The sequence below is a fragment of the Superficieibacter electus genome (genome assembly GCF_002915575.1).
Lineage (GTDB): Bacteria > Pseudomonadota > Gammaproteobacteria > Enterobacterales > Enterobacteriaceae > Superficieibacter > Superficieibacter electus.
On the sequence record NZ_PQGD01000016.1, the window covers coordinates 24,026 to 47,891 of the forward strand.

The following is a 23,866-nucleotide window of genomic DNA, read 5'->3' on the forward strand; positions in this document are numbered from 1 at the left end:
GAACTGTATAACCTCTCAGCAGTGGTATCCAGCATAACCGTCCCCCCGTGCTCACAGAATAAAAAAGGAGGCCAGCGCCTCCTTTTTAGCGTAGCGCTTACGCCTCGCGCAAATTCTGCGCCGCTTTGACCATATTCGCCAGCGCCGCGCGGGTTTCCGGCCAGCCGCGAGTTTTCAGGCCGCAGTCCGGGTTGACCCACAGGCGCTCAGCCGGGATACGTTGCTGCGCTTTCTTCAGCAGGGCTTCAATCCATTCCACGCTCGGTACGTTCGGCGAATGGATGTCGTACACGCCCGGCCCGATTTCGTTCGGATAGTCGAACTCTTTAAACGATTCCAGCAGCTCCATGTCAGAACGTGAGGTTTCAATGGTGATCACGTCTGCATCCAGCGCGGCGATGGAGTCCATGATGTCGTTGAACTCGCAGTAACACATATGGGTGTGAATCTGGGTTTCATCCTTCGCCACCGCCGCATTGATGCGGAAGGCTTCCACGCCCCATTGCAGGTAGGCATCCCAGTCGCTGCGCTTCAGCGGCAGGCCTTCGCGCAGCGCCGGTTCGTCAATCTGAATGATACCGATGCCCGCGGCTTCCAGGTCCGCCACTTCATCACGCAGCGCCAGCGCAATCTGCTTAGCAATCGTTTCACGGCTGACATCTTCGCGTGGGAAGGACCAGCAGAGAATGGTGACCGGCCCCGTCAGCATACCCTTCACCGGCTTGTCAGTCAGCGACTGAGCATATTTTGCCCACTCCACGGTGATTGCTTGCGGGCGGCTGATATCGCCGATCACCACAGGCGGTTTTACGCAGCGGGAGCCGTAGCTTTGCACCCAGCCATTCTGGGTAAAAATAAATCCATCCAGATGCTCGCCAAAGTATTCCACCATGTCGTTACGCTCGGCTTCACCATGTACCAGCACGTCCAGACCCAGGCGCTCCTGCTCGACAATCGCCTGCTTGATGTGACCTGCAATACCGGTGCGGTAGTTTTTGGCGTCAAGATTGCCTTTTTTGAAGTCCAGACGCAGGCTGCGAATGTCGGTGGTCTGCGGGAAGGAGCCAATGGTCGTCGTCGGCCAGGCGGGCAGGTTGAATCGCGCGCGCTGCGCTTCGGCACGAACCGGGTAAGCGCTGGCGCGCTGACTGTCTGTGGCGGTAATCGCTGCAAGGCGTTTTTCTACTGCGCTGTTATGCACGCGGGCCGAGTGACGACGGGCCTGAATCGGCGCGCTCCACTCGTCAATGGCGCTGGTGTCGCCGGTGTTCAGCGCATCGCGCAGTAATGTAAGCTCCTGGCATTTCTGCAGGGCAAAGGCAAACCAGCTTTTGACTTCTGCATCCAGCCGCGTCTCCACACTCAGATCGATGGGGCTGTGCAGCAAAGAGCAGGAAGAGGCGATCCACAGCGCACGCTTATCTTTAATGGCTTTAATCTGCGCGTACTTTTCGCTCAGGTCGGCGCGCCAGACGTTACGCCCATTGATAAGACCAGCCGACAGCAGCCAGTCAGACGGCAGGCGCTGGTGCAGTTCCGCCACGTCATCTTTACCATGTACCAGATCAACGTGCAGGCCCTGCACCGGCAGGGCGGTGATGGTATCAAGATTAGCGCTGATGCCTTCAAAATAAGTCGTCAACAGCAGTTTCACCTGCCCTTGCAGCGCCTCACAGGCAGGCTTGTAAGCGGCCAGCCATTCTTCAGGCAGTTCCAGCACCAGCGCGGGCTCATCAATTTGCACCCACTCAATATCTCGTTTTGCCAGTTCAGTCAGCACCTGCTGATACACCGGCAGAATGTCGTTCAGCAGGCTCAGGCGGTCGAACGACTCACCTTTGACTTTACCCAGCCACAGATACGTTACCGGTCCCAGCAGCACCGGTTTTACCTTATGGCCCAGCGCCAGTGCCTCATCGACTTCTTCGAGTAGCTGAGTCCAGGTCAGGGTGAACTGCTGGCCCTTTACAAATTCCGGCACCATATAGTGATAGTTGGTGTTAAACCATTTAGTCATTTCCGCTGCCGCTGCAGGTTCACCGGTAGGCGCACGACCACGACCGATGCGGAACAGGGTATCGATGTCGACCGATCCGTCTTTGCTCTGATGACGAGCCGGCACGTTGCCAAGCAGCAGGCTGGTGGTCAGAACATGGTCGTACCAGGCGAAATCGCCAACCGGTAGCAGGTCAATGCCTGCCTGCTTCTGCTGTTCCCAGTGACGCGCACGCAGTTCGCGGCCCACCGCCAGTAGTTCTTCACGGGAAGTATTGCCAGCCCAGTAACTTTCTTGCGCTTTTTTCAATTCACGACGCAGGCCAACGCGGGGAAAACCGAGGGTGTGATTCAGAATAGTCATTGTGTGCCCCTTGAGGAAATTTGTTATTTAGCCATCCAGATGTTTACACATCCATAATGTGAAGGTACTGTATATTCCTCAAGCGCAATTTATTCATGCCGAAGTGAAGGACTTTCATGATCGAGATTAAACACCTGAAAACGCTCCAGGCGTTGCGAAACTGCGGATCGCTGGCTGCGGCGGCAGCTACATTGCACCAGACCCAGTCCGCCCTTTCTCACCAGTTCAGCGATCTGGAACAGCGCCTTGGCTTTCGTTTATTTGTGCGTAAGAGCCAGCCGCTGCGCTTCACGCCGCAGGGCGAGGTTCTGTTACAACTGGCCAACCAGATCCTGCCGCAAATTAGCCGGGCGCTGCAGGCATGTAACGAGCCGCAGCAGACCACACTGCGTATTGCCATTGAATGCCATAGCTGTATTCAATGGCTGACACCAGCGCTTGAAAACTTCCGTATAAAGTGGCCACAAGTTGAAATGGACTTCAAATCTGGCGTGACCTTTGATCCGCAGCCTGCGCTGCAGCAAAGCGAGCTGGACCTGGTAATGACCTCCGATATCCTGCCGCGTAGTGGCCTGCACTACTCGCCAATGTTTGATTTCGAGGTGCGACTGGTGCTGGCCCCTGATCATCCCCTGGCGGCAAAAGCGCGTATTACGCCAGAAGATTTGGCCAGCGAAACGCTACTGATTTACCCGGTGCAGCGCAGTCGGCTGGATGTCTGGCGTCACTTCCTGCAGCCAGCAGGTATCAACCCGCAACTAAAGAGTGTGGATAACACCCTGCTACTGATTCAGATGGTGGCGGCACGGATGGGGATTGCAGCGCTACCGCATTGGGTGGTGGAGAGTTTTGAACGTCAGGGTCTGGTCGTCACCAAAACGCTGGGCGAAGGATTGTGGAGCCGTTTGTACGCCGCCGTCCGTGACGGCGAACAGCGGCAGCCCGTTGTGGAGGCGTTTATTCGCTCGGCGCGCAACCACGCCTGCGATCACCTGCCGTTTGTACGGAGCGCGGAGCGACCCAACGGCGATGGACCCACAGCGAAGCCAGGATCACAACCGCACCCGTAATAAAGGTCGGCCAGTGGGGCTGTTGATGCCAGATTGCCAGATTTACCAGCAGCCCCGCCGGCACGTGCATATTGTTCATGATACCGAGCGTGCCGGCATCCACCTGGGTCGCACCGACGTTCCACATGAAATAGCCGATCCCCGACGCCGCCACGCCAAGAAATACCAGGATGCTCCATTGCAGCGTGGTTTCCGGCATTTTCTGCGCATTACCCAGCACAGACCAGCCCACGATAGCCACTAACAATGCCCCGATGTAAAACCAGGCAAAGGCGTTATGCTGCGGCATCGGGCGGGTTTCCATCAGGCGCTTATATCCCACCATGCCGATGGCAAAGCTGATATTGGAAAGCTGCACCAGCACCAGCCCCGTCCAGAAATGATCCGTAACCTGGTTATAACGAATAATGCCTGCGCCAATCACCGCCAGCAACGCGCTGCCTGCATATCCCCAGCGCAAGGGACGCTTGCTCATCAGATCGTAAATTAATGTGATATACAGTGGCGTCAGCACGGTAAACAGCAGCAGTTCAGCAACCGTAATATAGAGATAGGCGCGGAAACTCAGCATATACATAATCCCGAGCTGCATCGCTCCGACCAGCATATACAAACCGAGGGTTTTCAGACTGTGCCCACGCGAGCGTAAAAACGGCAGAAACACCAGCGCCGCCAGCCCAACGCGCACCAGCACGGCAAAATAGCTGTCTACGTGCCCGGCCAGATATTCGCCAAACAGGCTGAAGGAAAAAGCCCACAGAATAGTGGTGATGATAAGAAGCGCCACAATGAATGTCTCTCAGGTAGAAGAGCATTCATTGTAGCGGAGAGAGAGGTTGACAACTGACTATTAAATAATCACTCAAGATATAATTTGCGCAGATACTTGGGAACGGCGCTGTCGGCATTCGTACCAATCACTTCCAGTTCCGGATACAAATCTTTCAGCCGCTGGTGCGCATTCGCCATAATGCATCCTTTGCCCGCCATCGACAGCATTTCCGCATCGTTCATCCCGTCGCCAAAGGCGATGCAATCCTGTAACCCGTAGCCCATCTCGCGGGCCACAGCGTCCAGCGCATGCCCTTTCGACACGCCTCCCGCCATCACTTCCAGACAGGTTAGCGTAGAAAAGCTAACGTTAACGCGATCGCCCCAGCGGGCGTTGATCGCCTGCTCCAGTACCAGCAGTTTTTCATGATGCGGACTGGTGAAAAACACCTTGCTGATCCCCTGTGGCTCCAGCAAACCCGGTTCATACAGTGAGTAGTTAAAAATAGCTTCTTTGAAGAAACGCATTTCCTCCGGGCGATGACGATTCATAAACCACTCATCGTCACGATAGACGTTGGTGATAATGTCCGGACTGGTATGTACCACACCGAAAAGATCGGTGGCGATATCGCTTTCCAGATTATGCGTAAACACCAGATTGCCGTTGGTATCATGCACTCGCGCACCGTTTGAGGTGATCATATAAGCTTTAATTTCAAGGCTATCGCGAATTTGGCCAACATCAACATGGTGACGGCCAGTGGCAAAAACGAAGTTAACTCCCTGCGCGGTCAGCAGCTTCAGCGTCTCTTTAGCATAGGGCGATAAACGGTGGTCAGGAGAAAGTAGCGTACCATCCAGATCGGATGCAACAACCTGATACATAAGACAATTCAACCTCTGGTCAATAAAGCAATAATCAATGATGTCGATCGAAAAAATCGACGATCGCATTTAGCGCGACTGAGCGCATAGCGTCCTTTTCAAAAAGGATCTCATGATAGGCACCTTCAATAACGAGCGGCTTTCCCCCCTCGCAGGGATGGCCTGCCGCGGCGCGAATGTCACAGTAGCGGTCGTGAACGCGGTTATCGACCACTCGCTCCTCCTGTGCCTGAAGCAGCAGCATTGGCGTAGCATCGTCCCCGGCACCCGCCAGCACCTGTTCACCCGCCAGAATCCCCTCTCGTACCCAATGATGCGTCGGCCCGCCTACCTGCAACTTCGGCTCATCGGCATAGAAACGCAGGTTACGCCGGTAACGCGCGCGGCTGTGCGTCAGCACGTTAACGCTAAACGGCAGTGCGTGCCAGCGCCCGGTACCCAGCGCATAGCTCTCCCGAAAGCGCTGATGGCCCTCAGCCCAGTCGAGGATCTGCCGCACCATCCAGTCCGGCAGATGGATGATAATACCGAACATGGGCGCGCACAGTGCGATAGCATCGCAGGCACCTGGCGTGCGCTGTAAAAATAGCGTCGCAATCGTGCCGCCCATGGAATGCGCCAGTATATAACGCTTACGCCACGGTCCCGGCTGCACTTCCTGCTCCCAGAATGCAGCGAAATCGTCAACGTAGTCACTAAAGTTAACCACGTGACCGCGATGGGAATCAGATAAAAGGCGGCCGGATAATCCCTGTCCGCGATGGTCGATGATTAACACATCAAATCCCATATGGAACAGGTCATACGCCAGTTCGGCATATTTTACGTAGCTTTCGATACGGCCCGGGCATACCACAATGACGCGATCGTTTTCCGGCGCATGGAAACGCACAAAGCGGACCGGGACGTTGTCCACTCCGGTAAACTCCGCCTCTTCCCGCTGACGCCAGAAATCGGTTAGCGGCCCCATCGAAAATGCCGCGAACGCGTTTTCTCTTGTTTCCCAGTTCCTTTTTTGCCGAAACATCGGGTTTCCACCCCCGCTCACCGTGTAAAATCGTTTTTTTGTGACTTATCGCACAAGGCTACAACACCAGGGTATTGTGGCATAAAAATAAACAATCAGGGAATTTCTCATGACATTCGAGTGGTGGTTCGCTTATCTGCTGACATCCATTATCCTCAGCCTCTCACCGGGTTCAGGGGCCATTAACACAATGACGACCGCCATCAGTCATGGCTACCGGGGCGCGGCGGCGTCTATTGCCGGCCTGCAAACCGGGCTGGGTATCCATATTGTGCTGGTCGGCGTGGGCCTTGGAACGCTGTTTTCCCGTTCGCTGCTGGCGTTTGAAATCCTTAAATGGGCCGGAGCGGCTTATCTTATCTGGCTGGGTATTCAGCAGTGGCGCGCGGCTGGGGCGCTGGATCTTAACACGCTGGCGCAGACACAATCGCGCGGAAGGCTGTTTAAACGCGCGGTCTTCGTCAACCTGACGAACCCAAAGAGCATTGTTTTCCTTGCCGCACTGTTTCCGCAATTTATTAAACCTGAACAACCGCAGATCGCCCAGTACGTTATCCTCGGCGTGACGACCATCGTCGTCGATATCATCGTGATGATTGGCTACGCTACGCTGGCGCAGCGGATTGCCGCGTGGATTAAAGGCCCACGGCAGATGAAAGCGTTAAACCGGGTCTTTGGTTCGCTATTTATGCTGGTGGGGGCGCTGCTGGCATCGGCAAGGCATGCGTGAAGATAGCTCGCAGTTTTCGCACAACGGTTGCAGAGAGTCATCAAGCTTTTCGAGGCGCTACGTAAACGGCGACATTCGTTTTTTAACCATGTGGTAAGCCTGTAGCGCCAGTGCCAGAATGCCGCCCTTAATGTCAACCACGGACGGCATATCATGGCAGAAACGACCACACCACATGATGCAGTATTCAAAACCTTCCTCTCACACATGGAAACCGCGCGGGATTTCATCGAAATACATTTGCCTGCGGCATTACTCAGTCTGTGCGATCTGAATACACTACAGCTGGAATCCGGTAGCTTTGTTGAAGAGGATTTGCGCCAGTATTACAGCGATATTCTCTATTCACTTAAGACTGCCTGTGGAGAGGGATATATCCACGTTCTTATTGAATATCAAAGCTCACCTGACAGGCATATGGCATTTCGTCTGATGCGTTATGCCATTGCCGTGATGCAGCGCCATCTTGCGGCCGGTCACACTATATTGCCGCTGGTCATCCCCATTTTGTTTTATCAGGGAGAACGCACGCCTTACCCGTACTCAATGAACTGGCTGGATGAGTTTCACGATCCGGACCGCGCCCGCCATCTGTACGGCAACGCGTTTCCGCTGGTCGATATCACGGTGATACCTGATGAACAAATCATGCATCATCGCAGCATGGCGGCATTGACGCTGGTACAAAAGCACATTCGCCGACGTGATATGGCCCGACTACTGGACCAGCTTGCAGACCTGTTAATGATGGAGCTGATGAGCAGACAACAAATAGTGGGGCTGGTAAACTATATGATACGCGCAGGAGACGCGCAGAGTATTGAGCCATTACTATATGAACTGGCACAGCGGGTGCCAAAGCATGGAGAGACGCTAATGACGATGGCAGAGGAGTTGCTTCAAAGAGGTAAACTGGCCGCCTTGCTGGAAATCGCGCAAAAGCTGTTGCAGCGTGGTTTCGATAGTCAGGCAATTATGGAAATCACCGGCCTGTCAAAGGACGAGTTACAACAGCTCGAACAGTAAAAATGACCCACCCGATGCACAGCGGGTGGGCCGGTCTTTAGCGTGAAATAATCAGGTGAATGCCGAAGCCTGCAAACAGCACGCCTGCAAAACCATCTATCCACTTCGCCAGACGCTGATAGCCGCGACGCATCGCCGGTAACGCAAATAAACTGGCTACCACCGTAAACCATGCCAGAGTTTCAACGGCAATTAACACAAAAATACCCCAACGCTCCGGCGTTCCTACGCTATCACTAACAAACAGTGAAAAAACAGAGCCAAAGTAAATAATGGCTTTTGGATTGGCAAGGTTAGTCATGAGTCCTTTCAGGAAACTACGACCACCAGCCGCCAGCTCGACTTTCGGCGCATGCGCATCGTTCGTATCTTTTTTCAGCGCGCCACGCAGCATCTGGTAGCCCATCCAGCACAGATACAGCCCACCGCCGACCATAATAATATTATGTAGCCAGGCCATTTTTTCGAGGATCAAATGCAGCCCCAGCAGCGCAACACCTGCCCAGACCATGACGCCACAGGTAATCCCCAGCACGCCCATCATGGCTTCTTTACGCGAGCGGCTGACGGCGGTCTGCGAAACAAAGAAAAAGTCCGGGCCGGGACTCATCAGGGCGATGAGGTGCACAAAAGCCACGGTGAGAAAGAGCATTAACATGGTTTACTCGCGGGAAAATAGTTCAGTGAGTCATCATCCTGGCACTTTTTGGCGCGGCTGACTACTCATCATCATCGCCATCCACATGCGAGCGGATGAGCGCCATAAATTCTTTACCAAAACGTTCCAGTTTACGTACGCCCACCCCGTTAACGCTCAGCATCTCACTGGCTGAAACGGGCATCTGCTCGGCCATTTCGATAAGCGTCGCATCGTTAAACACCACATACGGCGGAATATTGCCTTCGTCAGCAATCGCTTTACGCAGCTTGCGCAGTTTGGCGAACAATTTGCGGTCGTAATTTCCTGTCGCTGCTTTCTGCATCACGCGGGGCTTCACCACCACCACGCGCGGCACGGCAAGCATCAACGGTTCGCCGCGCAGGATCGGGCGCGCGGCGTCGGTAAGCTGTAACGCGGAGTGCTGGGCGATATTTTGTGTCACCATGCCAAGATGGATCAATTGACGAATGACGCTCACCCAGTGCTCGTGGCTTTTGTCCCGCCCCATGCCATACACTTTCAGTTTATCGTGAGCAAACTCGCGGATGCGCTGGTTGTTCGCGCCACGAATAACTTCCACCACGTAGCCCATGCCAAAACGCTGGTTCACGCGGCCAATCGTTGAAAGTGCGATTTGTGCGTCATTGGAGCCGTCGTACTGTTTGGGCGGATCAAGACAAATATCGCAGTTGCCGCAGGAAGCCTGGCGGCCTTCGCCGAAATAGTTAAGCAGCACCAGCCGACGGCAGGTTTGCGCCTCGGCAAACGCGCCCATGGCGTTGAGCTTGTGGCGTTCAATATCCTGAAGCGGTCCGGCAGGCTTCTCTTCCAGACAGCGCCGCAGCCAGGCCATATCCGCCGGATCGTAAAACAACATCGCTTCCGCAGGCAGCCCGTCACGCCCGGCACGCCCCGTTTCCTGATAGTAGGATTCAATATTACGCGGAATATCGAAGTGCACCACAAAACGCACGTTAGGCTTGTTAATTCCCATCCCGAACGCCACTGTCGCCACCACAATTTGCAGATCGTCGCGCTGGAATTTCTCCTGCACCCCGGCGCGCACGGTATTTTCCAGCCCCGCATGATAGGCGGCGGCGCTGAACCCCCGGCTTTGCAGACGTGCGGCGGTGTCTTCCACTTTTGCCCGGCTGTTACAGTAAATAATGCCGCATTTACCGCGCTGCTCCTGCACATAGCGCAGCAACTGATCGAGCGGCTTAAACTTCTCCATCAGCATGTAGCGAATATTAGGCCGGTCAAAGCTGCTGATCTGGATAAGAGGATCGTTGAGTCCCAGCAGCCTGACGATATCCAGACGGGTGGTATCGTCCGCCGTGGCGGTCAGTGCCATAAACGGCAGCGCCGGAAAACGCTGGCGCAGGTGCCCAAGCAGGGCATATTCCGGACGGAAATCGTGGCCCCACTGGGAGATACAGTGCGCTTCGTCTACCGCCAGCAGCACCGGGTTCCAGTGCGCGAGATGGTCGAGGAAGTTATCCAGCATCAGCCGCTCGGGGGCAATATAGAGCAGGCGGATCTCGCCGTTACGACAGCCCGCCATGACCTGCTGCTGCTGCTCGCGCGTCTGTGTGGAGTTCAGGCAGGCCGCCGCCACGCCGTTCGCCAGGAGCTGATCAACCTGATCCTTCATCAGCGAGATCAGCGGCGAAACTACCACGGTCAGGCCGTCGAGCAGAAGCGCAGGAATTTGATAACACAGCGATTTACCACCGCCGGTCGGCATAACAACCAGGCAATCGCGTCCCGCCAGCGCCGTGGCAATGATTTCTTCCTGGCCGGGGCGAAACTGCTGATAACCAAAGGTTTCCCGCAAGACCTGTTTAGCCAGCGACTCCTGATTCAATACTTCCGCCTGCGCCACATCGACTCCAACCGCCCAAAATAAAAACAGGCGCTATTTTCAGCGCCTGAGAAGGAAACTGCAATGCCTGACATGAAATCATTCGAGCCTGCTTCCAGTTTTATGCAAAATCATCTGTAAAATCAATGTTTCGCCAGACGAACAAAAGCATCCTGTAATGCTGAAGGCGCGCGCACGCCCTGATGAACATCCACAACCTGCCCACGATTGTCGATCAGAATGGAGGTTGGCGTACCGATAACCTGATAGCGCTCCTGGGTAATTTTTAGCTGATCGCGCAGCACCGGATAGCTGATATGGTGCTTAGCCAGCAGTGATGCCACGCTGACTGAATCCGGGTCGGTATTAACGGCGACAACCACAACCTCATCTTTCCACTGCTGGCTTAACGCCTGGAGCGTGTCCATTTCAGCCAGGCAGCCCCCGCAGCCGGAGGACCAGAAGTTCAGATAGATGCCTTTACCCTGCCAGCGCTGAAGACTGGCCTCATTGCCTTGCAGATCGAAAGCAGCCAGCGCGGGAGCGGCTTCGCCCAGTGCCAGTTTCTCCTCTTTACAGCCGCTCACGCTGACCAGCACCATCAGCAGGAAAATCTTAAGCCAGCGCATGGTGATTTTTCTCCTCGCCCAGATACTTACCGTGTTGCAGCCGCAGAATGCGATCGGCAAACTGACCCAGTGCCGGGTTATGCGTGACCATCACAATGGTGCGCCCCTGGCGGTGTAAATCTTTCAGTAAATCCAGCACCCGCTGCTCGTTCTCTTCATCCAGGTTGCCGGTCGGTTCGTCGGCAAAAATCACCGGGGGTTCGTTGACCAGCGCTCTGGCAATACACACCCGCTGCTGTTCGCCGCCGGAAAGCTGGCTCGGCAGGTGGGTCATCCGGTGCTCAAGTCCTACCTGTGCCAGTACAGCCCGCGCGGCGGCGGCGTCCACGACACTATGGTAATGCTGCGCCAGCATGATATTTTCCAGCGCCGTCAGAAACGGAATAAGATGAAACTGCTGGAAGACCAGGCCGATTTTTTGTGCGCGAAAACGCCGACGCCCTTCTTCATCCAGCGCCGCGGCATCCGTCCCGTCCAGGATCACCTGCCCTTCACTGGCGGTATCAAGGCAGGTCAGAATATTCATTAGCGTGGTTTTACCGGAACCTGACGCCCCCATAATCGCCACAAACTCACCGCGCGCGATGCGTAAATTGATATCATCCAGCGCGACCACATCGCCGAACCGCTTATACAAATGGCGCGTTTCAATCGCTACCTGAGGCATATGCATGACGGTCATGGCGTCACTCTCCTTTAAGCACTTTCGCCGGTTCGACGCTTACCGCGCGCCGCACCGGAACAATGGCCGCGAGCGCCGCGACCAGTAAAGACAGAATCAGGGTGATCGGCAGCACCGGCAGGCGCAACGAGATAGTGGCGTTAAAGACCGTCAGCCCGAGCAATTGCGCCAGCAGGTAGCCCAGCACCCATCCCGCGGCTACAGCCGCCAGAGCGATAATGCCGGTTTCCAGCAGCATCTGGCGGATGATATCGGCGTTACGCGATCCCAGGGCTTTTTGCAGCGCAAACTCGCGCGAACGCTCACTGACAATCGCCATCAGGGTGGTGTTCACACACAGCGATGAGAGCGCGAGAATGACCAGTGAAACCAGCCCCATCAGCCCTTTGATTTTGTCCAGCACCTGCCCTTCTGACGCGGAGACTTTACGCACCGGGCGGACTTCCAGATCGGGGAATTGCTGTTGTAAACGCTGAGCATACCGTTCCACCTGTCCGACATCATTGCTCACGCTCAGCAGCCCGTGGCTGATGTTACCCGGCTGGCGTAGCCACGCCTGAGCCACATCCAGGCTGACAATAAGCATATTGTCGGTGGCATCGCCCGACTCAACGATCCCTTTCACGACCAGCTTTTTACGCGCGTTATGATCGACCAGAGTAATCACATCGCCGGGTTTAACATTCAGACGTTCCGCCAGCTTCACGCCCACCATCGCATTGCGATCGTCAAAGCTGACGTTGATCCAGTCGCCGGTCACCTGCCAGTAGGGCACCAGTTTTTGCAGCGACTCAAACCACACGCCGACCATCACCACCTTCTCCAGTTCAGTACGCGCCATGCCGTACAGCCACGGGCTGGAACCATAAACCAGACCGTCAGGAGCCTGATCCAGAATAGTTTGTAGCGCTTCCTGCGGCATACCGGAGCCGTGGCCTGGACCGATATAAAAATTGGCCCCGAAGGTGCGCAGCTCTTCGCTCATCTTGGTATTGATATCAAACCAGACGGCGGAAAGGGCCGTCACGATAGTGGCCCCGACCATCAGCGCGGCAAAGACCACGCTGACCCGCTGGAGCCGCAGACGCAGGGCCCGCCAGACCAGTAAAAACAGCATGTCATATTTAGCGGCCATACAGCACCTCTACCGGATAAAGCCGGGCTATGCGGCGCGCCGGGAACCAGGTGCCCAGCAGCGCGATCAATACTGCAATCACCAGTACGCAAGGCACGACGATCCATGCAAAATTGAGCGGGGCAGCAAACAGCATCAGCCCCATCGCTTTTGCCAGCCCCCATCCGGCAATACATCCCAGCGCACCGCCAGCCAGCCCGCTTGAGGCGGCTTCCATATAAAACAGCAGCAGGATTTGCCACTGTCGCGCGCCGAGCGCCTTCATCAGGCCAATTTCCCGTGCGCGCTCCATGATGGTGCTGGTCATCAGTGAGGCAATACCCATGGCGGCGGCGGCCAGCGCAGCCAGCGTCACCACCGCCATCAGTAGCTGGATTTTGTCTATGACAATCCCTTCTGAGGCAGCGACCTGCCAGACCGGACGCACTTCCGCCCCGGAGATCGCCTCTTCCAGTTGATGAGCGATAGAGGAAACGTAGGCCGTGCAGTACCAGAGGTCATACTCTTCGGCGTTCAGTGCTTCAAGGTTTTCCCGCGCCCGGCGTGACAGCTCGTTTTCCGGCACCGTCAGGGCCGACACGCGGATCGTCTGTACCTTGCCGGGCAGGCCCAGCAGGGTCTGAACGACATGTAACGGCATCACCAGTTGGTTATCTTCTTCACCGCCGCTGGATAAAATTCCGCTGACGAGCACCTGCTGCGTACGGTTGCCTGCCTGCAGCGTCAGCGAATCGCCGGCCTTCCAGCCGTATCGTTTTGCCAGCGCGTGTCCGACCAGAGTTTGCGCTACATCACCCGCCGGCTCCTGCGGCCACTTCCCGGCGACCTGCCAGAACGGGCTGACCGTGCGCTGCCCGGTTTGGTATCCCTCTTCATCCGGAATATTCACCGGCTGGCTGAAAAAGGTGCCCATAATCCGCACATCCTGCTGATTAACCGTCACGTCGCCGCTCAGCGCGGGCGCAAAGCCAACGATGTTATTACGCCAGAAAATGTCTTTGATATTGGGTAGTTCCGCTTCATCAAGAAAATCCTGCCCGGAAAGCGGGCCGGATTTTTCGCTGAACAGATCAGGCAACGCCGCCTGTCCGGCTGGCTCAATCAGAATGTTTGCGCCGTAGGATTTCAGCTCGCGCGACATTTTATCGCCGATATCAATTGAGACCGCCAGCAGCGCAGATATCAGGCTGGACGCCAGAAACACGGTCAGGATCGCCAGCCCCTTGCGGCGCACATTGCGGCCCCATGACTGGCGTAGCATTCGCCATAGCATGACTATTCCTCCCTTATTCCCGCAGGAACAAACTGTTCAGGCGCGTTACGGAAGCGGTTGTAGTTCGCCTCTGAGGCAAAGAACCAGGTTTTACCGCCGTAGCTATATTTAAATTCAGCGGCCGTATTGGTGAGAGTTGAACCGTCCACCGGATCGGTAACGTTAATGGTCAGTACCGTTGAGAAGTAGTTCACGCCGGCCGCCAGCGACGCGCCGGGAATGGTCAGCTCTTTGTCATCATTACGCCAGTTTTCAATCGGCACCGGGTTACAACCGCCGGGCTTGCCAATTGACGGAATAAAAATATGCACGCCACAGGCGACACAAATCACCTGATTACCTTCCATCACATAACCTTGATCGCCGCACAGCAGGCAGGCGTCAAAGACCACGCCGAAACGCAGTTTGTCGGGATAGCGGTTAATCACAAAAAAGCGTACCGCCTTACCGTCGTCCGCGATCCAGACGAAACGGTGCAGCTTGCCATCACGCAGTTGCTCAACCGGCAGATGGATGTGCCCGTCGTTTGCCAGAGTGACCGGTTGTGCCTCGGACAGCCGTGGTGGTTGGGAAGCCACTAACGTCCACCATAGCTGACCGGCTATCACCACCGCCGCGCAGCCAAGGGTGACGAACAGCAAACGCAGCGCATTACGTCGCCGGGCCAATGCCAGACGATGCGCCACGGCCTCCTGCGTCTGCGCCGTCTCGCGGAAGTAGCGCGCCAGAGAAGGAAGCCAGCACAGGCACAGCGCCAGCAGCACTGCGGCTCCCGCCCAGTTATAGAGCGCCGCGTGATTGGTCACCCGCGCGACGAAGCTCAACAGCGGTTTCGCCAGGGGCACAATTTGCAGCTTCATCATTAATAGCAGCAGATTACCGCTCAACGGCAGCCATAACATGACCACAATCACTGTCGCCAGCGGCCAGTACAGCCAGCGCATCCGCCGAATCAACATACCGCACATCACCGCCGCCAGGCTGAGGATGCCAAACGCCATCACCAGCGCGCTCAGGTTCAACAGCAGATCGGTATTCAGGACATGGGTACTGGTGAGGCCGCCAAGGTTAGGTTCCAGCGCCCAGTGGCGGGCGGCGGCAAAGACAAGGATGCCCTGCCACAGGTAGCGCAGGCGGGTGGAAGCCCACCAAAAGCTCAGCAGAAAAAGGAAAGAAAGCAGGATTTCCGCGCACACCAGCAGGAGTTCAATCTGCCGTGAGCCGTGAAGGTAGAGGCCCACACAAAGTCCGGCGACCAGAGCGATGAGCAGCGTCCACAACAGCGGGCGCAGCGTCGGCGCATCATCACGGCTCCAGAGCACGCCGGACAGTAGCGAAATGCAAAAAAAGACCTGTAGCGTGGTAACAAAAAAATAGCTCATAACATCCGTTCTGTACGGCAATAGAGAGTGGCAGAAACGTGCGACGGGACAACTAGGCAGTTATCCCGTCGTCCCGGCTTAATTCAGGCCGACATATTTAAATTCATAGCTGACATCAAACGGTTTCCACCAGCGACCCACGCCGGTTTCGCTGTCGGTATGGCGATGCATACCCGCTTTTGACGGCGGATCGATGTGATAGGTCACTTTGTAGTTACCCACGCCCATCATTTTGATGTTAGCGCCGTAGTGCGGGCCGTCGCTGGCAACCATTGGCATAAAGGTGCCTTCCTGTTTTTCACCGGTATCGTTATTCACCAGGGTGTAGTTAATGGTCAGGAACGGAACCCACTCACCGGCACCGAAACCGTTTTTATTGCCTTCAACGGCATGAATATCAGCTTCCAGATGGATGTCTGATTTCGCCGCAGGCAGGCCCATGCCGCGCGGCTCCATATCAATCGGCTGCAAATAGACGGCGGCCAGTTCCATTTCATTCATCGTCACCGGCTCGCCCGCCGGATATTCTTTAAACGCCAGCGCGGCAGGAGCGGTAAAAATGCCGGCGATCACGGCGCTGGCAACCAGAGTTTTCTTGATGGTCATTTGACATATCCTCTTGTCTTAAACGGGTTAAGGGTTATTTTTAAGCGGTTCCCCTGGAACGTGGCTGCGCCGCCGCATGACCCAGAGAGCGACCAGCGCAGCAATCAACAGAAGCGCCTGCGGCAATAGCGTTTCCAGCCAGGGATAAATTCCCAGCCAGCTGATTTCCGGCACGCCAGGGATCAGAGTCGGCTGGAACAATTTGCCTTCCACCAGTTCCAGCACCCCTTTCCCGGCGAAGACGAACGCCATCAGGTACATCAAACTGCCGGTAAACATAAAGAAGGGTTTTAGCGGCAGACGCACCACCGAATAACGCATGATGAGCCAGGCAATCAGCAGGACGACGCAGCCAATAACAAAGCCAGCACCAATCGCCATATGGCCGGAGAGGTTTTGCGCGTCGCCGATCAGGGCGTAATAGAACAGTACCGTTTCAGCCCCCTCGCGGTAGACCGCCAGGAAGCAGGTCAGCCATAAACCAACCAGTGAACCCCGGGATAACGAATGGGAGAGCTTGCCTTCCAGCCAGGCTTTCCAGTGGCGGGCCTCGACTTTGGAGAGCAGCCAGTAGCTCATGAAGAACAGCATCACCACGGCAATGAGCATGGTAAAGCCCTCCAGCAATTCGCGACTGGCACCTGAATTAGTAAAAAGTAGCTGGAAGATAATAGCGGTAACGACGCTGGCAACCAGCGCCACAAAGACGGACTGACGGATCAGCGGCAGTTTGTCCTTGTGATTATTTTTCACCATATAAGCCACGATGGCGGCGACAATGAGCAGCGCCTCCAGCCCTTCACGCACGATAATCATCAGGCTGTACAGCAGCAGGCTCCACTGCGTCTCTTCCCCTTCACCCAGCAAGGTGACCGCTTTCGTCAGATCCTGTTGCAGCGCCGCCGCTTCCGCGTGGATTTTTTCCACCGGCTGACCCGCTTTCATCAGGCCAACCATGCGGGTGAAATAGCCCTCCAGCCTGGTCTTAAATGCGGCATCGCGCGAGCCGATTTTGTTCTCCATGCCGCTGGCTTCAAAACGATCGAAATAGGTATCCTGCACGTCCAGAATAGCGTCCGCCGCGCTGCCGTTCTGATAGTGGGCAATGGCGCTGGCGATGCTTTGGTTGATCCCACTCGCCACGCTGGCCCAGTCGACACGGGTAGCGTTGCTATCCGCTGGCGCATCGCGTTGTTCCTGCGGGGCGTTTACCGTCTGTTCCTCGCGGGTGGTCGGCAGACCTGGCAGCGTGTCTTCGATATCCTGTAGCAGCGTCGTCACCTGATAAGAAACATCGTTCAAATGGTCAGGCTGCGCGGTCAGCGCGATGAGCGCCGTAAACTGCTGGTTGATGGAGGCGGCATCTTTTGCCGAGCGATTCTGGCGCACCGACATTTCCATTTCCGAGTTTTTAAAGCCCTGATAGTGCGCTTGCTGCACATGCTGGCTGGCAGCGCTGAAGTTGCCCGCCTGATAGTCGTTGACCGCCTGCGCCAGCAGATCGTCGATGGTGCGGAAACTGTTTTGCCAGTAAACCGCAATATCTTCCCGGTTCAGCGCGTTATGCTGCTCTTCAGCCACCAGTCGGTGACCGCCGTCCAGCACCGGCTCTACCTCGCGCAGCGCTTTTTTCAGCTCGTCGATTCTGGCCTGCACCTCTGCGATCGGTTTTCCTTCGCCGATCATCCGGCGGATCTCACCGAATGTGCTCTCCATCTCGTAGCTTTTGCGGGCAGAGAAATTAATGCGAATCGGGCCTTCAAGGTTTTCAAAGACTTCGAAATACGCCGATTGTACTTCGCGCCGCGCCTCATGACTTTTCTGCTGCTGATAAAGTTCGGCGGTTTTGTCCAGCCGCTGTTCAATATCGTTAATGTAGGGCGCATAGTTTGTCGCGGCCAATGCGGCAGCGCATAACAACATGCCGAACAGCGCGGCAAAAAAACGGGATGGAAAAGTGAGCACGACGTATACCATAGGGATACAAATGATAACGATTATCATTATCTGTTATTGATTATTTGTATATGACCTGGATCATAAAAAAGCATCACCATTACAAGTTATGCAAATTATTTCTAATGATTACGATTTAATAACCAGAAGATAAGATTATCCTCGGCAATTAAAATGGAAAGAGGCAGGACAATTACCGTCAGGGAAGGTGCGGTGATAAAAAATAAAGCCGACGTTAACGTTAACGTCGGCTTTATGCTTGCTATGTAATATTAACAACTTAGGGCGTTAAAATGTCTTTGTCTGCCCGCAGACGTTGCAGAAAAGGACCAAATCCGCGCTCGCCCATCCAGTAATTAATACTTTTTTCCACGCCAGAAGAGGTCATCGTCGCGCCAGAAATTCCATCCACCGTATGATCATCATGCGGACCGGTATTGTCCTGTACCACTTTCAGAGCAGGTTGTCCCTGCTCATCTAGCAGTCTTTTTCCCGGCCACTGGCTGCGCCATTCAGGATCGGCCACTCGCGCGCCCAGCAGCGGCGTCTCGTTTTGTTGATAGTAATTGATGCCTTTTACCGTCGTACCGTCGGTGTCCAGCGCGACAAAAGCGTACATCATCGACTTTGCGCCTTTGCCATTCACAGGCAGGATAACCTGCTGAATATCGCCGCTTTTTCCTTTTACCAGATAGATTTCCACTCGCTCGCAGGTCCGCTCGCCGTCGGCAGGTGCGTTACAAAAGGCTGGCGACTGCCCTGCCACCGCGGGCAGCAATTGCCCGCGTTTCAAATCAAGCTGACGTGGAATGATACGCTCATGGTAAAGTGCGCTGATATCCCGCTCGCTGCGCTCCGCCTCCCCGACCAGCCCGGCGGCCCGCAGGATAGCAATTTCACGCGCTTTATTTTCAGGCGCACCGGGTTCCCGGATAACCAACAAATAAACTGCAACAGATATAAAACACAAAATGATTAATGAGATCACAAATGCAATAATTATTTTACTTTTACGCATTCCACTCTTTTCCCCATAAGGCATTCCACCGCTGCATAGCGCGGGGGTATTTTTAACGGATAAGAGAATACAGAATGACGCCGGAATATTGCTTTTGCAACTACCGAAAGCAATAACGCCATTCAGATGAAACTGAATGGCGTTATTTAATCAGAACACATCGTTCAGCATGACGCCCACACCAACGCGGGTTTGATTAAAGTTGTAATCAATAAGCGACTCACCGTAACCACTATAAACCTGAGTGTACAAACGCACGTGCTTCGACACTGGATAGCTGACGCCCAGTTCCGCGCCACCATAGCCGGTATTCCAGTTATATTGCCCTTTAGCGCTCAACACTGCATCACCCAGCTGGTATCCCAGCTTGAGCTGGTAATAACCCATATATTTGGTGATATCCGGGTTGTCATCTGTGCTGCCCAGCACGTACCACGGCTTCACCTCAACCAGCCAGTTGCCGTTTTGCGCCATCAAACGCGCATAAGCGCGGTTCCAGCTCCGCGATGTTGGATCGGAGCGGCCGTTAGAGTCGTGGTTGTAACCCACCTCAATGTCGCGCAGCGACCAGTCCCCCAGCCGGTAGTCGGTTGCAAAACCGAGAAACAGTTGAGGCTCATAGTTCGTCTCACGAAACGGTGACGATTCGCCGCTGTTTGACAATTGCCACCAGGACTTCTGCGTATAGGACGCGCCCAGCACCGAGTTGGGCCCCAGAATGCCGCGCCAGAACGGAAACGCCAGGCTGAGCTGGAATTTCACCTCGTCCTTACGCGCGTTATCCGCCCAGTTATAGGTGTTGATCGCCTCTTTATTGAGATCGCTGGTCCACGTATACAGCACATAGTTGGAATCATACGGATATAACGTGAAGGGGTTATCATGCTCCTGTAACAGGTTAGCAATGATACTGCCACGTACCGCAGGCGCATCGTGAACCTCTTTAACCGTGGCCTCCTGCGCGCAGACATAAAAGGGCAATAGTGCCGCTAACACGGACAACCTGGCCAAAGACTTACGCTTCAATTGAGTGCTCCTGAAAAAAATTATTATGTTTGTATATAAATGGCTAACATCCATTCTACATATTTCTCATTTTGATGCCTAACAAAGCTGATTAGGATCTGGCATTCAACAAATCATAAGCATAAAATCAACATATAATTAACAATCAGGAAGATGAAACGCTTATGTCAGCCACCCTTACCGCCGAAGAGACGCTCCGCATGGTCGGCGAAATTTTTGTCTACCACATGCCTTTCAACCGCGCGCTTGGCCTGGAGCTGGACCGCTATGAAAAAGACTTTGCACAGCTGAGTTTCAACAACCAGCCGATGATGGTCGGTAACTGGGCGCAAAGCATCCTCCATGGTGGTGTGATTGCCTCCGCACTGGATGTTGCCGCCGGACTGGTATGCGTAGGGAGTACGCTGACCCGCCATGACACCATCAGTGAAGAAGAGCTGCGTCAGCGTCTCTCAAGAATGGGAACCATTGATTTACGCGTCGATTATCTGCGTCCGGGGCGCGGCAACCGCTTTACCGCGACCAGCAGTTTGTTGCGCGCCGGCAATAAAGTCGCAGTGGCACGAGTGGAGTTACATAACGAGGAACAGGTTTACATCGCCAGCGCAACCGCCACTTATATGGTGGGTTGAGGCGGCAAATTCGGGTAGACTGGAATCACTTTTTTGTAACGAGTTTTTCTGATGGATGCTAAACAAACGCGGCAGGGAGTGTTGCTCGCCCTGGCTGCCTATTTTATCTGGGGTATTGCTCCCGCCTATTTCAAGCTGATTTATTACGTTCCGGCCAATGAAATCCTGACCCACCGCGTGATCTGGTCTTTCTTCTTTATGCTGGCGTTGATTAGCATTAGCCGTCAGTGGACGCAGGTTAAAAAACTACTGGCGACGCCGAAAAAAATCTTTCTGCTGGCGCTCTCCGCGGTGCTGATCGGCGGCAACTGGCTGCTGTTCATCTGGGCGGTAAATAATCACCATATGCTTGAGGCGAGCCTCGGTTACTTTATTAACCCGCTGGTGAATATCGTGCTGGGTATGATTTTCCTCGGCGAGCGCTTTCGCCGGATGCAGTGGCTGGCGGTGATCCTCGCGACATGCGGCGTGCTGGTACAGCTCTGGACCTTTGGCTCACTGCCCATTATCGCCCTCGGTCTGGCGTTCAGCTTTGCCTTTTACGGCCTGGTACGTAAAAAAATTGCTGTAGACGCGCAGACCGGCATGCTGGTTGAAACGCTGTGGCTATTACCGGTAGCCGCAATCTGGCTGTTTGGTATTGCCGACAGCGCCACCAGCCATATGGGACAAAACCCGTGGTCGCTGAATCTGCTGCTAATTGCCGCCGGGGTTGTTACCACCATTCCGCTGTTATGCTTTACCGGCGCGGCGACCCGCCTGCGGCTCTCGACGCTGGGCTTTTTCCAGTACATTGGCCCAACGCTGATGTTCCTGCTGGCAGTGGTGTTTTATGATGAGCATCCGGGAACGGATAAAATGGTGACGTTCGCGTTTATTTGGGTGGCACTGGCGGTGTTTGTGATGGATGCGCTGTATACGCAGCGAAAACGTCCAAAATAATGTAATAAATATATTCCTAAAAAATATGCCCTCCCTTGCAAGAGAGAGGGCATATCATCATGCTGAACATACGTATAAAAAGGGGTTATCAATTTAGTATCAATCATGTCTCTATTATCAGGAAAGACTTCAAGATTACATTATTTCATCATTTTCATAACAATTAATATTGTTTTTGGTATTCTGGCTGTTTTTTTAATAGCAGCAGAGAGCATATTTTCGCTATTGATTGAGTGCCTTCTTTTACACTTTATCGTTATCATACTGAATTGTCGCCGACTCAGGGATAGCGGGTGTCCATACATAAAATCTTTTGTTTGTGGCTCTATCGGGATCTATCTCATCTCCTTCATACTGATGTTCTTTGAAGAGTTTAATTGTGATGGTTTCGGTATTTCGCTTTTTCTAATATGGTATTTTACAACGTTTAGCCTGTTACTATTGGTACCTAAAGATTCACCTACCAAATAATTTATGGAGTTTACATGAACAAGGATTATATGCAGGATGGTTCGCTTTCTGAGAAATGGAAATATCGTTTTTCTTTTTACGATCAACATGGTTTTCCTGGTTTTTGGAAATTAAGCCCTGAATATAAAGAAGCTTTTAAAAGCCTGAAAGCAAGGCAGAGAATAACTATCCAGATGAATTTTATTGCCTTTTTCTTCTCCTGGATTTATCTGTTTGTCCTGGGGCTATGGAAGAAAGCGATTATCGTATTATTGCTGGGTATTGTCTCACTCATTATCGGCGCGATAATCGGCATTAACGTACTGGGTCTGGCCGTCGCCGCCTATGTAGCACTTAACACGAATAAATGGTTTTACGAAAAAGAGGTCAAAGGTATTAATACCTGGGGTCTGTAACATCTCGGTGGTTCAACATTCGTTGAACCACCTTTCCTGCCTACAACCAGTTCTTCCGCTTAAAGTACAGATACGGTGCCAGCCCTGCGAGGATCATAAAGATAATTGCGCCCGGGTAGCCAAAGCTCCATTTCAGCTCGGGCATAAACTCAAAGTTCATTCCGTAGCTGGAGGCCACCAGCGTCGGCGGCAGGAATACGACCGAGACCACCGAGAAGATTTTGATGATGCGGTTCTGTTCGATGTTGATAAAGCCCATCGCCGCCTGCATCAGGAAGTTCACCTTCTGGAACAGAGATTCATTGTGCGGCAGCAGGGATTCGATATCGCGCAGGATCTCCCGCGCCTGTTCCAGTTGACCGCCCGGCAAACGCGCTTTACGCACCAGGAAGTTCAGCGCGCGCTGGGTATCCATCAGACACAGGCGAACCTTCCAGCCGATATCTTCCAGCTCCGCCAGCGTGGAAAGCGCCTCGTCATACTCGTCGCCCTGATGGCCTTCCATGATCACCCGGCTGAGTTTTTCCAGATCGCTGTAGATGTTTTCGATTTCGTCCGCCAGCTGTTCAATTTTGGTTTCAAACAGATCGAGCAGCAGCTCGTAAGCATTACCGTCCACCATCTCCTGACTGCGGGCGCGCATGCGATACAGGCGAAACGCGGGCAGCTCGCGCTCGCGCAGGGTAAACAGGCGACCTTCACGAATAGTGAATGCGACGGTGGAGTTACCAGCGTGATCTTCTGCATCTTCAAAGAAGAAAAAGGAGTGAATATGCAGGCCGTCTTCGTCTTCAAAAAAACGTGCCGATGCCTCGATGTCTTCCAGTTCGGGGCGGGTTGCCAGATTCTGGCCCAAGTCCGTTTGCACACGGTGTCGTTCTTCATCGTCCGGCTCGACTAAATCCACCCATACCGAGCTGGCAAGGTGATTGATTTCATCAGCTTCAAGACGAATCAGACGATTGTTTTCCAGTTGAAATGCGCTCAGCATGACCGGGACTCCCAATGCAAAAATTATCGGACAGTTCGGTGGGCACACAGAAACATGGGGTTTCAGACCATTAAACAGCCTGACTCAGCGCGACGGGAAAAAGAGAAGTCGCTGACAACCGCTAAGGCTATCAGCAAAAAGGGATAGCCTTAGGAGTTGATCCTGGATGACAGGATAGTGAGCCAGTATCTACTGGGTGTGTCCAAGGCGAATGTCCTCTTAGCGTAATCGTGCGCGCATGTTACGCCAGCAGAAATTTGCCGTCAACACGCAACGGAACGCCATTGAGCAATAATTGCCCCTCCGTCATTAAGGCTAGCAGAATATTGCAA

Annotated in this window: 23 protein-coding genes; 6 read left to right on the top strand and 17 right to left on the bottom strand. The window is 54.1% G+C overall.

The genetic code is table 11. The features are described 5' to 3' along the window. Positions 1-97 precede the first annotated feature (97 nt). Positions 98-2,359 (bottom strand): 5-methyltetrahydropteroyltriglutamate--homocysteine S-methyltransferase, encoded by a 2,262-nt coding sequence (metE, locus tag CHU32_RS18890; protein WP_103677547.1) that lies wholly within the window; start codon positions 2,357-2,359, stop codon positions 98-100. A 116-nt stretch (positions 2,360-2,475) separates the two neighbouring features. On the opposite strand from metE, the gene metR reads away from it, so the two are divergent. Next, on the top strand, positions 2,476-3,429 hold the full coding sequence (gene metR / locus CHU32_RS18895) for an HTH-type transcriptional regulator MetR (RefSeq protein WP_103677548.1): 954 nt from the start codon (positions 2,476-2,478) through the stop codon (positions 3,427-3,429). Here metR and CHU32_RS18900 read toward each other — a convergent pair. From CHU32_RS18900 to pldB, 3 genes are all read right to left on the bottom strand, one after another. Continuing rightward, the gene (locus tag CHU32_RS18900; RefSeq protein ID WP_103677549.1) at positions 3,317-4,216 is read right to left on the bottom strand and encodes a carboxylate/amino acid/amine transporter; all 900 of its coding nucleotides are present in this window, start codon (positions 4,214-4,216) and stop codon (positions 3,317-3,319) included. The genes metR and CHU32_RS18900 overlap by 113 nt on opposite strands. 71 nt (positions 4,217-4,287) lie before the next feature. Beyond that, positions 4,288-5,088 carry a sugar/pyridoxal phosphate phosphatase YigL gene (gene yigL, locus CHU32_RS18905; RefSeq protein ID WP_103677550.1) on the bottom strand — a complete coding sequence of 267 codons (801 nt, stop codon included), beginning with the start codon at positions 5,086-5,088 and terminating at the stop codon, positions 4,288-4,290. Between the two features lie 34 nt (positions 5,089-5,122). Beyond that, a complete protein-coding gene (pldB, locus tag CHU32_RS18910; protein ID WP_103677551.1) occupies positions 5,123-6,115 on the bottom strand; it encodes a lysophospholipase L2 in 993 nt (330 codons plus the stop codon). Between the two features lie 109 nt (positions 6,116-6,224). On the opposite strand from pldB, the gene rhtB reads away from it, so the two are divergent. Both rhtB and CHU32_RS18920 read left to right on the top strand, forming a co-directional pair. Next, positions 6,225-6,845, top strand: coding sequence for a homoserine/homoserine lactone efflux protein (gene rhtB, locus CHU32_RS18915; RefSeq protein WP_103677552.1), 621 nt, complete (start codon positions 6,225-6,227; stop codon positions 6,843-6,845). A 153-nt stretch (positions 6,846-6,998) separates the two neighbouring features. After that, positions 6,999-7,871 (top strand): Rpn family recombination-promoting nuclease/putative transposase, encoded by an 873-nt coding sequence (locus CHU32_RS18920; protein ID WP_103677553.1) that lies wholly within the window; start codon positions 6,999-7,001, stop codon positions 7,869-7,871. Between the two features lie 37 nt (positions 7,872-7,908). Here the strand turns inward: CHU32_RS18920 and rhtC are convergent, their stop codons facing one another. The 11 genes from rhtC to pldA all read right to left on the bottom strand — a co-directional run bounded on the left by rhtC (position 7,909) and on the right by pldA (position 20,088). Then, positions 7,909-8,529, bottom strand: a complete 621-nt coding sequence (gene rhtC, locus CHU32_RS18925; protein WP_103677554.1) for a threonine export protein RhtC — start codon at positions 8,527-8,529, stop codon at positions 7,909-7,911. A gap of 61 nt (positions 8,530-8,590) precedes the next feature. Then, on the bottom strand, positions 8,591-10,417 hold the full coding sequence (gene recQ, locus CHU32_RS18930; RefSeq protein ID WP_103677555.1) for an ATP-dependent DNA helicase RecQ: 1,827 nt from the start codon (positions 10,415-10,417) through the stop codon (positions 8,591-8,593). Positions 10,418-10,539: 122 nt separating this feature from the next. Next, on the bottom strand, positions 10,540-11,025 hold the full coding sequence (locus CHU32_RS18935; protein ID WP_103677556.1) for a TlpA family protein disulfide reductase: 486 nt from the start codon (positions 11,023-11,025) through the stop codon (positions 10,540-10,542). Further along, the gene (locus tag CHU32_RS18940) at positions 11,012-11,707 is read right to left on the bottom strand and encodes an ABC transporter ATP-binding protein (RefSeq protein ID WP_103677557.1); all 696 of its coding nucleotides are present in this window, start codon (positions 11,705-11,707) and stop codon (positions 11,012-11,014) included. The genes CHU32_RS18935 and CHU32_RS18940 overlap by 14 nt, the downstream gene beginning before the upstream one ends. 4 nt (positions 11,708-11,711) lie before the next feature. Beyond that, positions 11,712-12,842 carry an ABC transporter permease gene (locus CHU32_RS18945; protein ID WP_103677558.1) on the bottom strand — a complete coding sequence of 377 codons (1,131 nt, stop codon included), beginning with the start codon at positions 12,840-12,842 and terminating at the stop codon, positions 11,712-11,714. Beyond that, positions 12,832-14,115 (bottom strand): ABC transporter permease, encoded by a 1,284-nt coding sequence (locus CHU32_RS18950; protein ID WP_103677559.1) that lies wholly within the window; start codon positions 14,113-14,115, stop codon positions 12,832-12,834. Before CHU32_RS18950 ends, CHU32_RS18945 begins: the two co-directional genes overlap by 11 nt. A gap of 2 nt (positions 14,116-14,117) precedes the next feature. After that, positions 14,118-15,497 (bottom strand): Fe-S-containing protein, encoded by a 1,380-nt coding sequence (locus CHU32_RS18955; protein ID WP_103677560.1) that lies wholly within the window; start codon positions 15,495-15,497, stop codon positions 14,118-14,120. Between the two features lie 78 nt (positions 15,498-15,575). Then, a complete protein-coding gene (locus CHU32_RS18960) occupies positions 15,576-16,103 on the bottom strand; it encodes an iron transporter (RefSeq protein WP_103677561.1) in 528 nt (175 codons plus the stop codon). Positions 16,104-16,130: 27 nt separating this feature from the next. Continuing rightward, positions 16,131-18,026 carry an FTR1 family iron permease gene (locus tag CHU32_RS18965; protein ID WP_133159272.1) on the bottom strand — a complete coding sequence of 632 codons (1,896 nt, stop codon included), beginning with the start codon at positions 18,024-18,026 and terminating at the stop codon, positions 16,131-16,133. A 313-nt stretch (positions 18,027-18,339) separates the two neighbouring features. Next, positions 18,340-19,077 (bottom strand): NADH:ubiquinone reductase (Na(+)-transporting) subunit C, encoded by a 738-nt coding sequence (gene nqrC, locus CHU32_RS18970; RefSeq protein WP_103677563.1) that lies wholly within the window; start codon positions 19,075-19,077, stop codon positions 18,340-18,342. Positions 19,078-19,227: 150 nt separating this feature from the next. Further along, complete coding sequence (gene pldA / locus CHU32_RS18975) at positions 19,228-20,088, bottom strand: phospholipase A (protein WP_103677631.1); 861 nt, start codon at positions 20,086-20,088, stop codon at positions 19,228-19,230. Between the two features lie 179 nt (positions 20,089-20,267). Here pldA and yigI point away from each other — a divergent pair, with 179 nt between their 5' ends. From yigI to CHU32_RS18990, 3 genes are all read left to right on the top strand, one after another. Then, a complete protein-coding gene (gene yigI / locus CHU32_RS18980) occupies positions 20,268-20,735 on the top strand; it encodes an acyl-CoA thioesterase YigI (RefSeq protein WP_103677564.1) in 468 nt (155 codons plus the stop codon). Positions 20,736-20,786: 51 nt separating this feature from the next. Continuing rightward, entirely contained in the window at positions 20,787-21,677 is an 891-nt protein-coding gene (rarD, locus tag CHU32_RS18985; RefSeq protein WP_103677565.1) for an EamA family transporter RarD, read from the top strand. A gap of 485 nt (positions 21,678-22,162) precedes the next feature. After that, a complete protein-coding gene (locus CHU32_RS18990) occupies positions 22,163-22,543 on the top strand; it encodes a DUF2628 domain-containing protein (RefSeq protein ID WP_103677566.1) in 381 nt (126 codons plus the stop codon). A 40-nt stretch (positions 22,544-22,583) separates the two neighbouring features. Here the strand turns inward: CHU32_RS18990 and corA are convergent, their stop codons facing one another. Continuing rightward, positions 22,584-23,534, bottom strand: a complete 951-nt coding sequence (gene corA / locus CHU32_RS18995; RefSeq protein ID WP_103677567.1) for a magnesium/cobalt transporter CorA — start codon at positions 23,532-23,534, stop codon at positions 22,584-22,586. A 149-nt stretch (positions 23,535-23,683) separates the two neighbouring features. Continuing rightward, the gene (ysgD, locus tag CHU32_RS28455) at positions 23,684-23,740 is read right to left on the bottom strand and encodes a protein YsgD (protein WP_211180520.1); all 57 of its coding nucleotides are present in this window, start codon (positions 23,738-23,740) and stop codon (positions 23,684-23,686) included. Positions 23,741-23,866: the final 126 nt, after the last annotated feature.

Excerpts from the sequence above, each read along its gene's own strand:
- metE (WP_103677547.1), bottom strand. The coding sequence starts at position 2,359 with ATGACTATTCTGAATCACACCCTCGGTTTTCCCCGCGTTGGCCTGCGT.
- metR (WP_103677548.1), top strand. The coding sequence starts at position 2,476 with ATGATCGAGATTAAACACCTGAAAACGCTCCAGGCGTTGCGAAACTGC.
- yigL (WP_103677550.1), bottom strand. The coding sequence starts at position 5,088 with ATGTATCAGGTTGTTGCATCCGATCTGGATGGTACGCTACTTTCTCCT.
- pldB (WP_103677551.1), bottom strand. The coding sequence starts at position 6,115 with ATGTTTCGGCAAAAAAGGAACTGGGAAACAAGAGAAAACGCGTTCGCG.
- rhtB (WP_103677552.1), top strand. The coding sequence starts at position 6,225 with ATGACATTCGAGTGGTGGTTCGCTTATCTGCTGACATCCATTATCCTC.
- CHU32_RS18920 (WP_103677553.1), top strand. The coding sequence starts at position 6,999 with ATGGCAGAAACGACCACACCACATGATGCAGTATTCAAAACCTTCCTC.
- rhtC (WP_103677554.1), bottom strand. The coding sequence starts at position 8,529 with ATGTTAATGCTCTTTCTCACCGTGGCTTTTGTGCACCTCATCGCCCTG.
- CHU32_RS18935 (WP_103677556.1), bottom strand. The coding sequence starts at position 11,025 with ATGCGCTGGCTTAAGATTTTCCTGCTGATGGTGCTGGTCAGCGTGAGC.
- CHU32_RS18940 (WP_103677557.1), bottom strand. The coding sequence starts at position 11,707 with ATGACCGTCATGCATATGCCTCAGGTAGCGATTGAAACGCGCCATTTG.
- CHU32_RS18945 (WP_103677558.1), bottom strand. The coding sequence starts at position 12,842 with ATGGCCGCTAAATATGACATGCTGTTTTTACTGGTCTGGCGGGCCCTG.
- CHU32_RS18950 (WP_103677559.1), bottom strand. The coding sequence starts at position 14,115 with ATGCTATGGCGAATGCTACGCCAGTCATGGGGCCGCAATGTGCGCCGC.
- CHU32_RS18955 (WP_103677560.1), bottom strand. The coding sequence starts at position 15,497 with ATGAGCTATTTTTTTGTTACCACGCTACAGGTCTTTTTTTGCATTTCG.
- CHU32_RS18960 (WP_103677561.1), bottom strand. The coding sequence starts at position 16,103 with ATGACCATCAAGAAAACTCTGGTTGCCAGCGCCGTGATCGCCGGCATT.
- CHU32_RS18965 (WP_133159272.1), bottom strand. The coding sequence starts at position 18,026 with ATGTTGTTATGCGCTGCCGCATTGGCCGCGACAAACTATGCGCCCTAC.
- nqrC (WP_103677563.1), bottom strand. The coding sequence starts at position 19,077 with ATGCGTAAAAGTAAAATAATTATTGCATTTGTGATCTCATTAATCATT.
- yigI (WP_103677564.1), top strand. The coding sequence starts at position 20,268 with ATGTCAGCCACCCTTACCGCCGAAGAGACGCTCCGCATGGTCGGCGAA.
- rarD (WP_103677565.1), top strand. The coding sequence starts at position 20,787 with ATGGATGCTAAACAAACGCGGCAGGGAGTGTTGCTCGCCCTGGCTGCC.
- CHU32_RS18990 (WP_103677566.1), top strand. The coding sequence starts at position 22,163 with ATGAACAAGGATTATATGCAGGATGGTTCGCTTTCTGAGAAATGGAAA.
- corA (WP_103677567.1), bottom strand. The coding sequence starts at position 23,534 with ATGCTGAGCGCATTTCAACTGGAAAACAATCGTCTGATTCGTCTTGAA.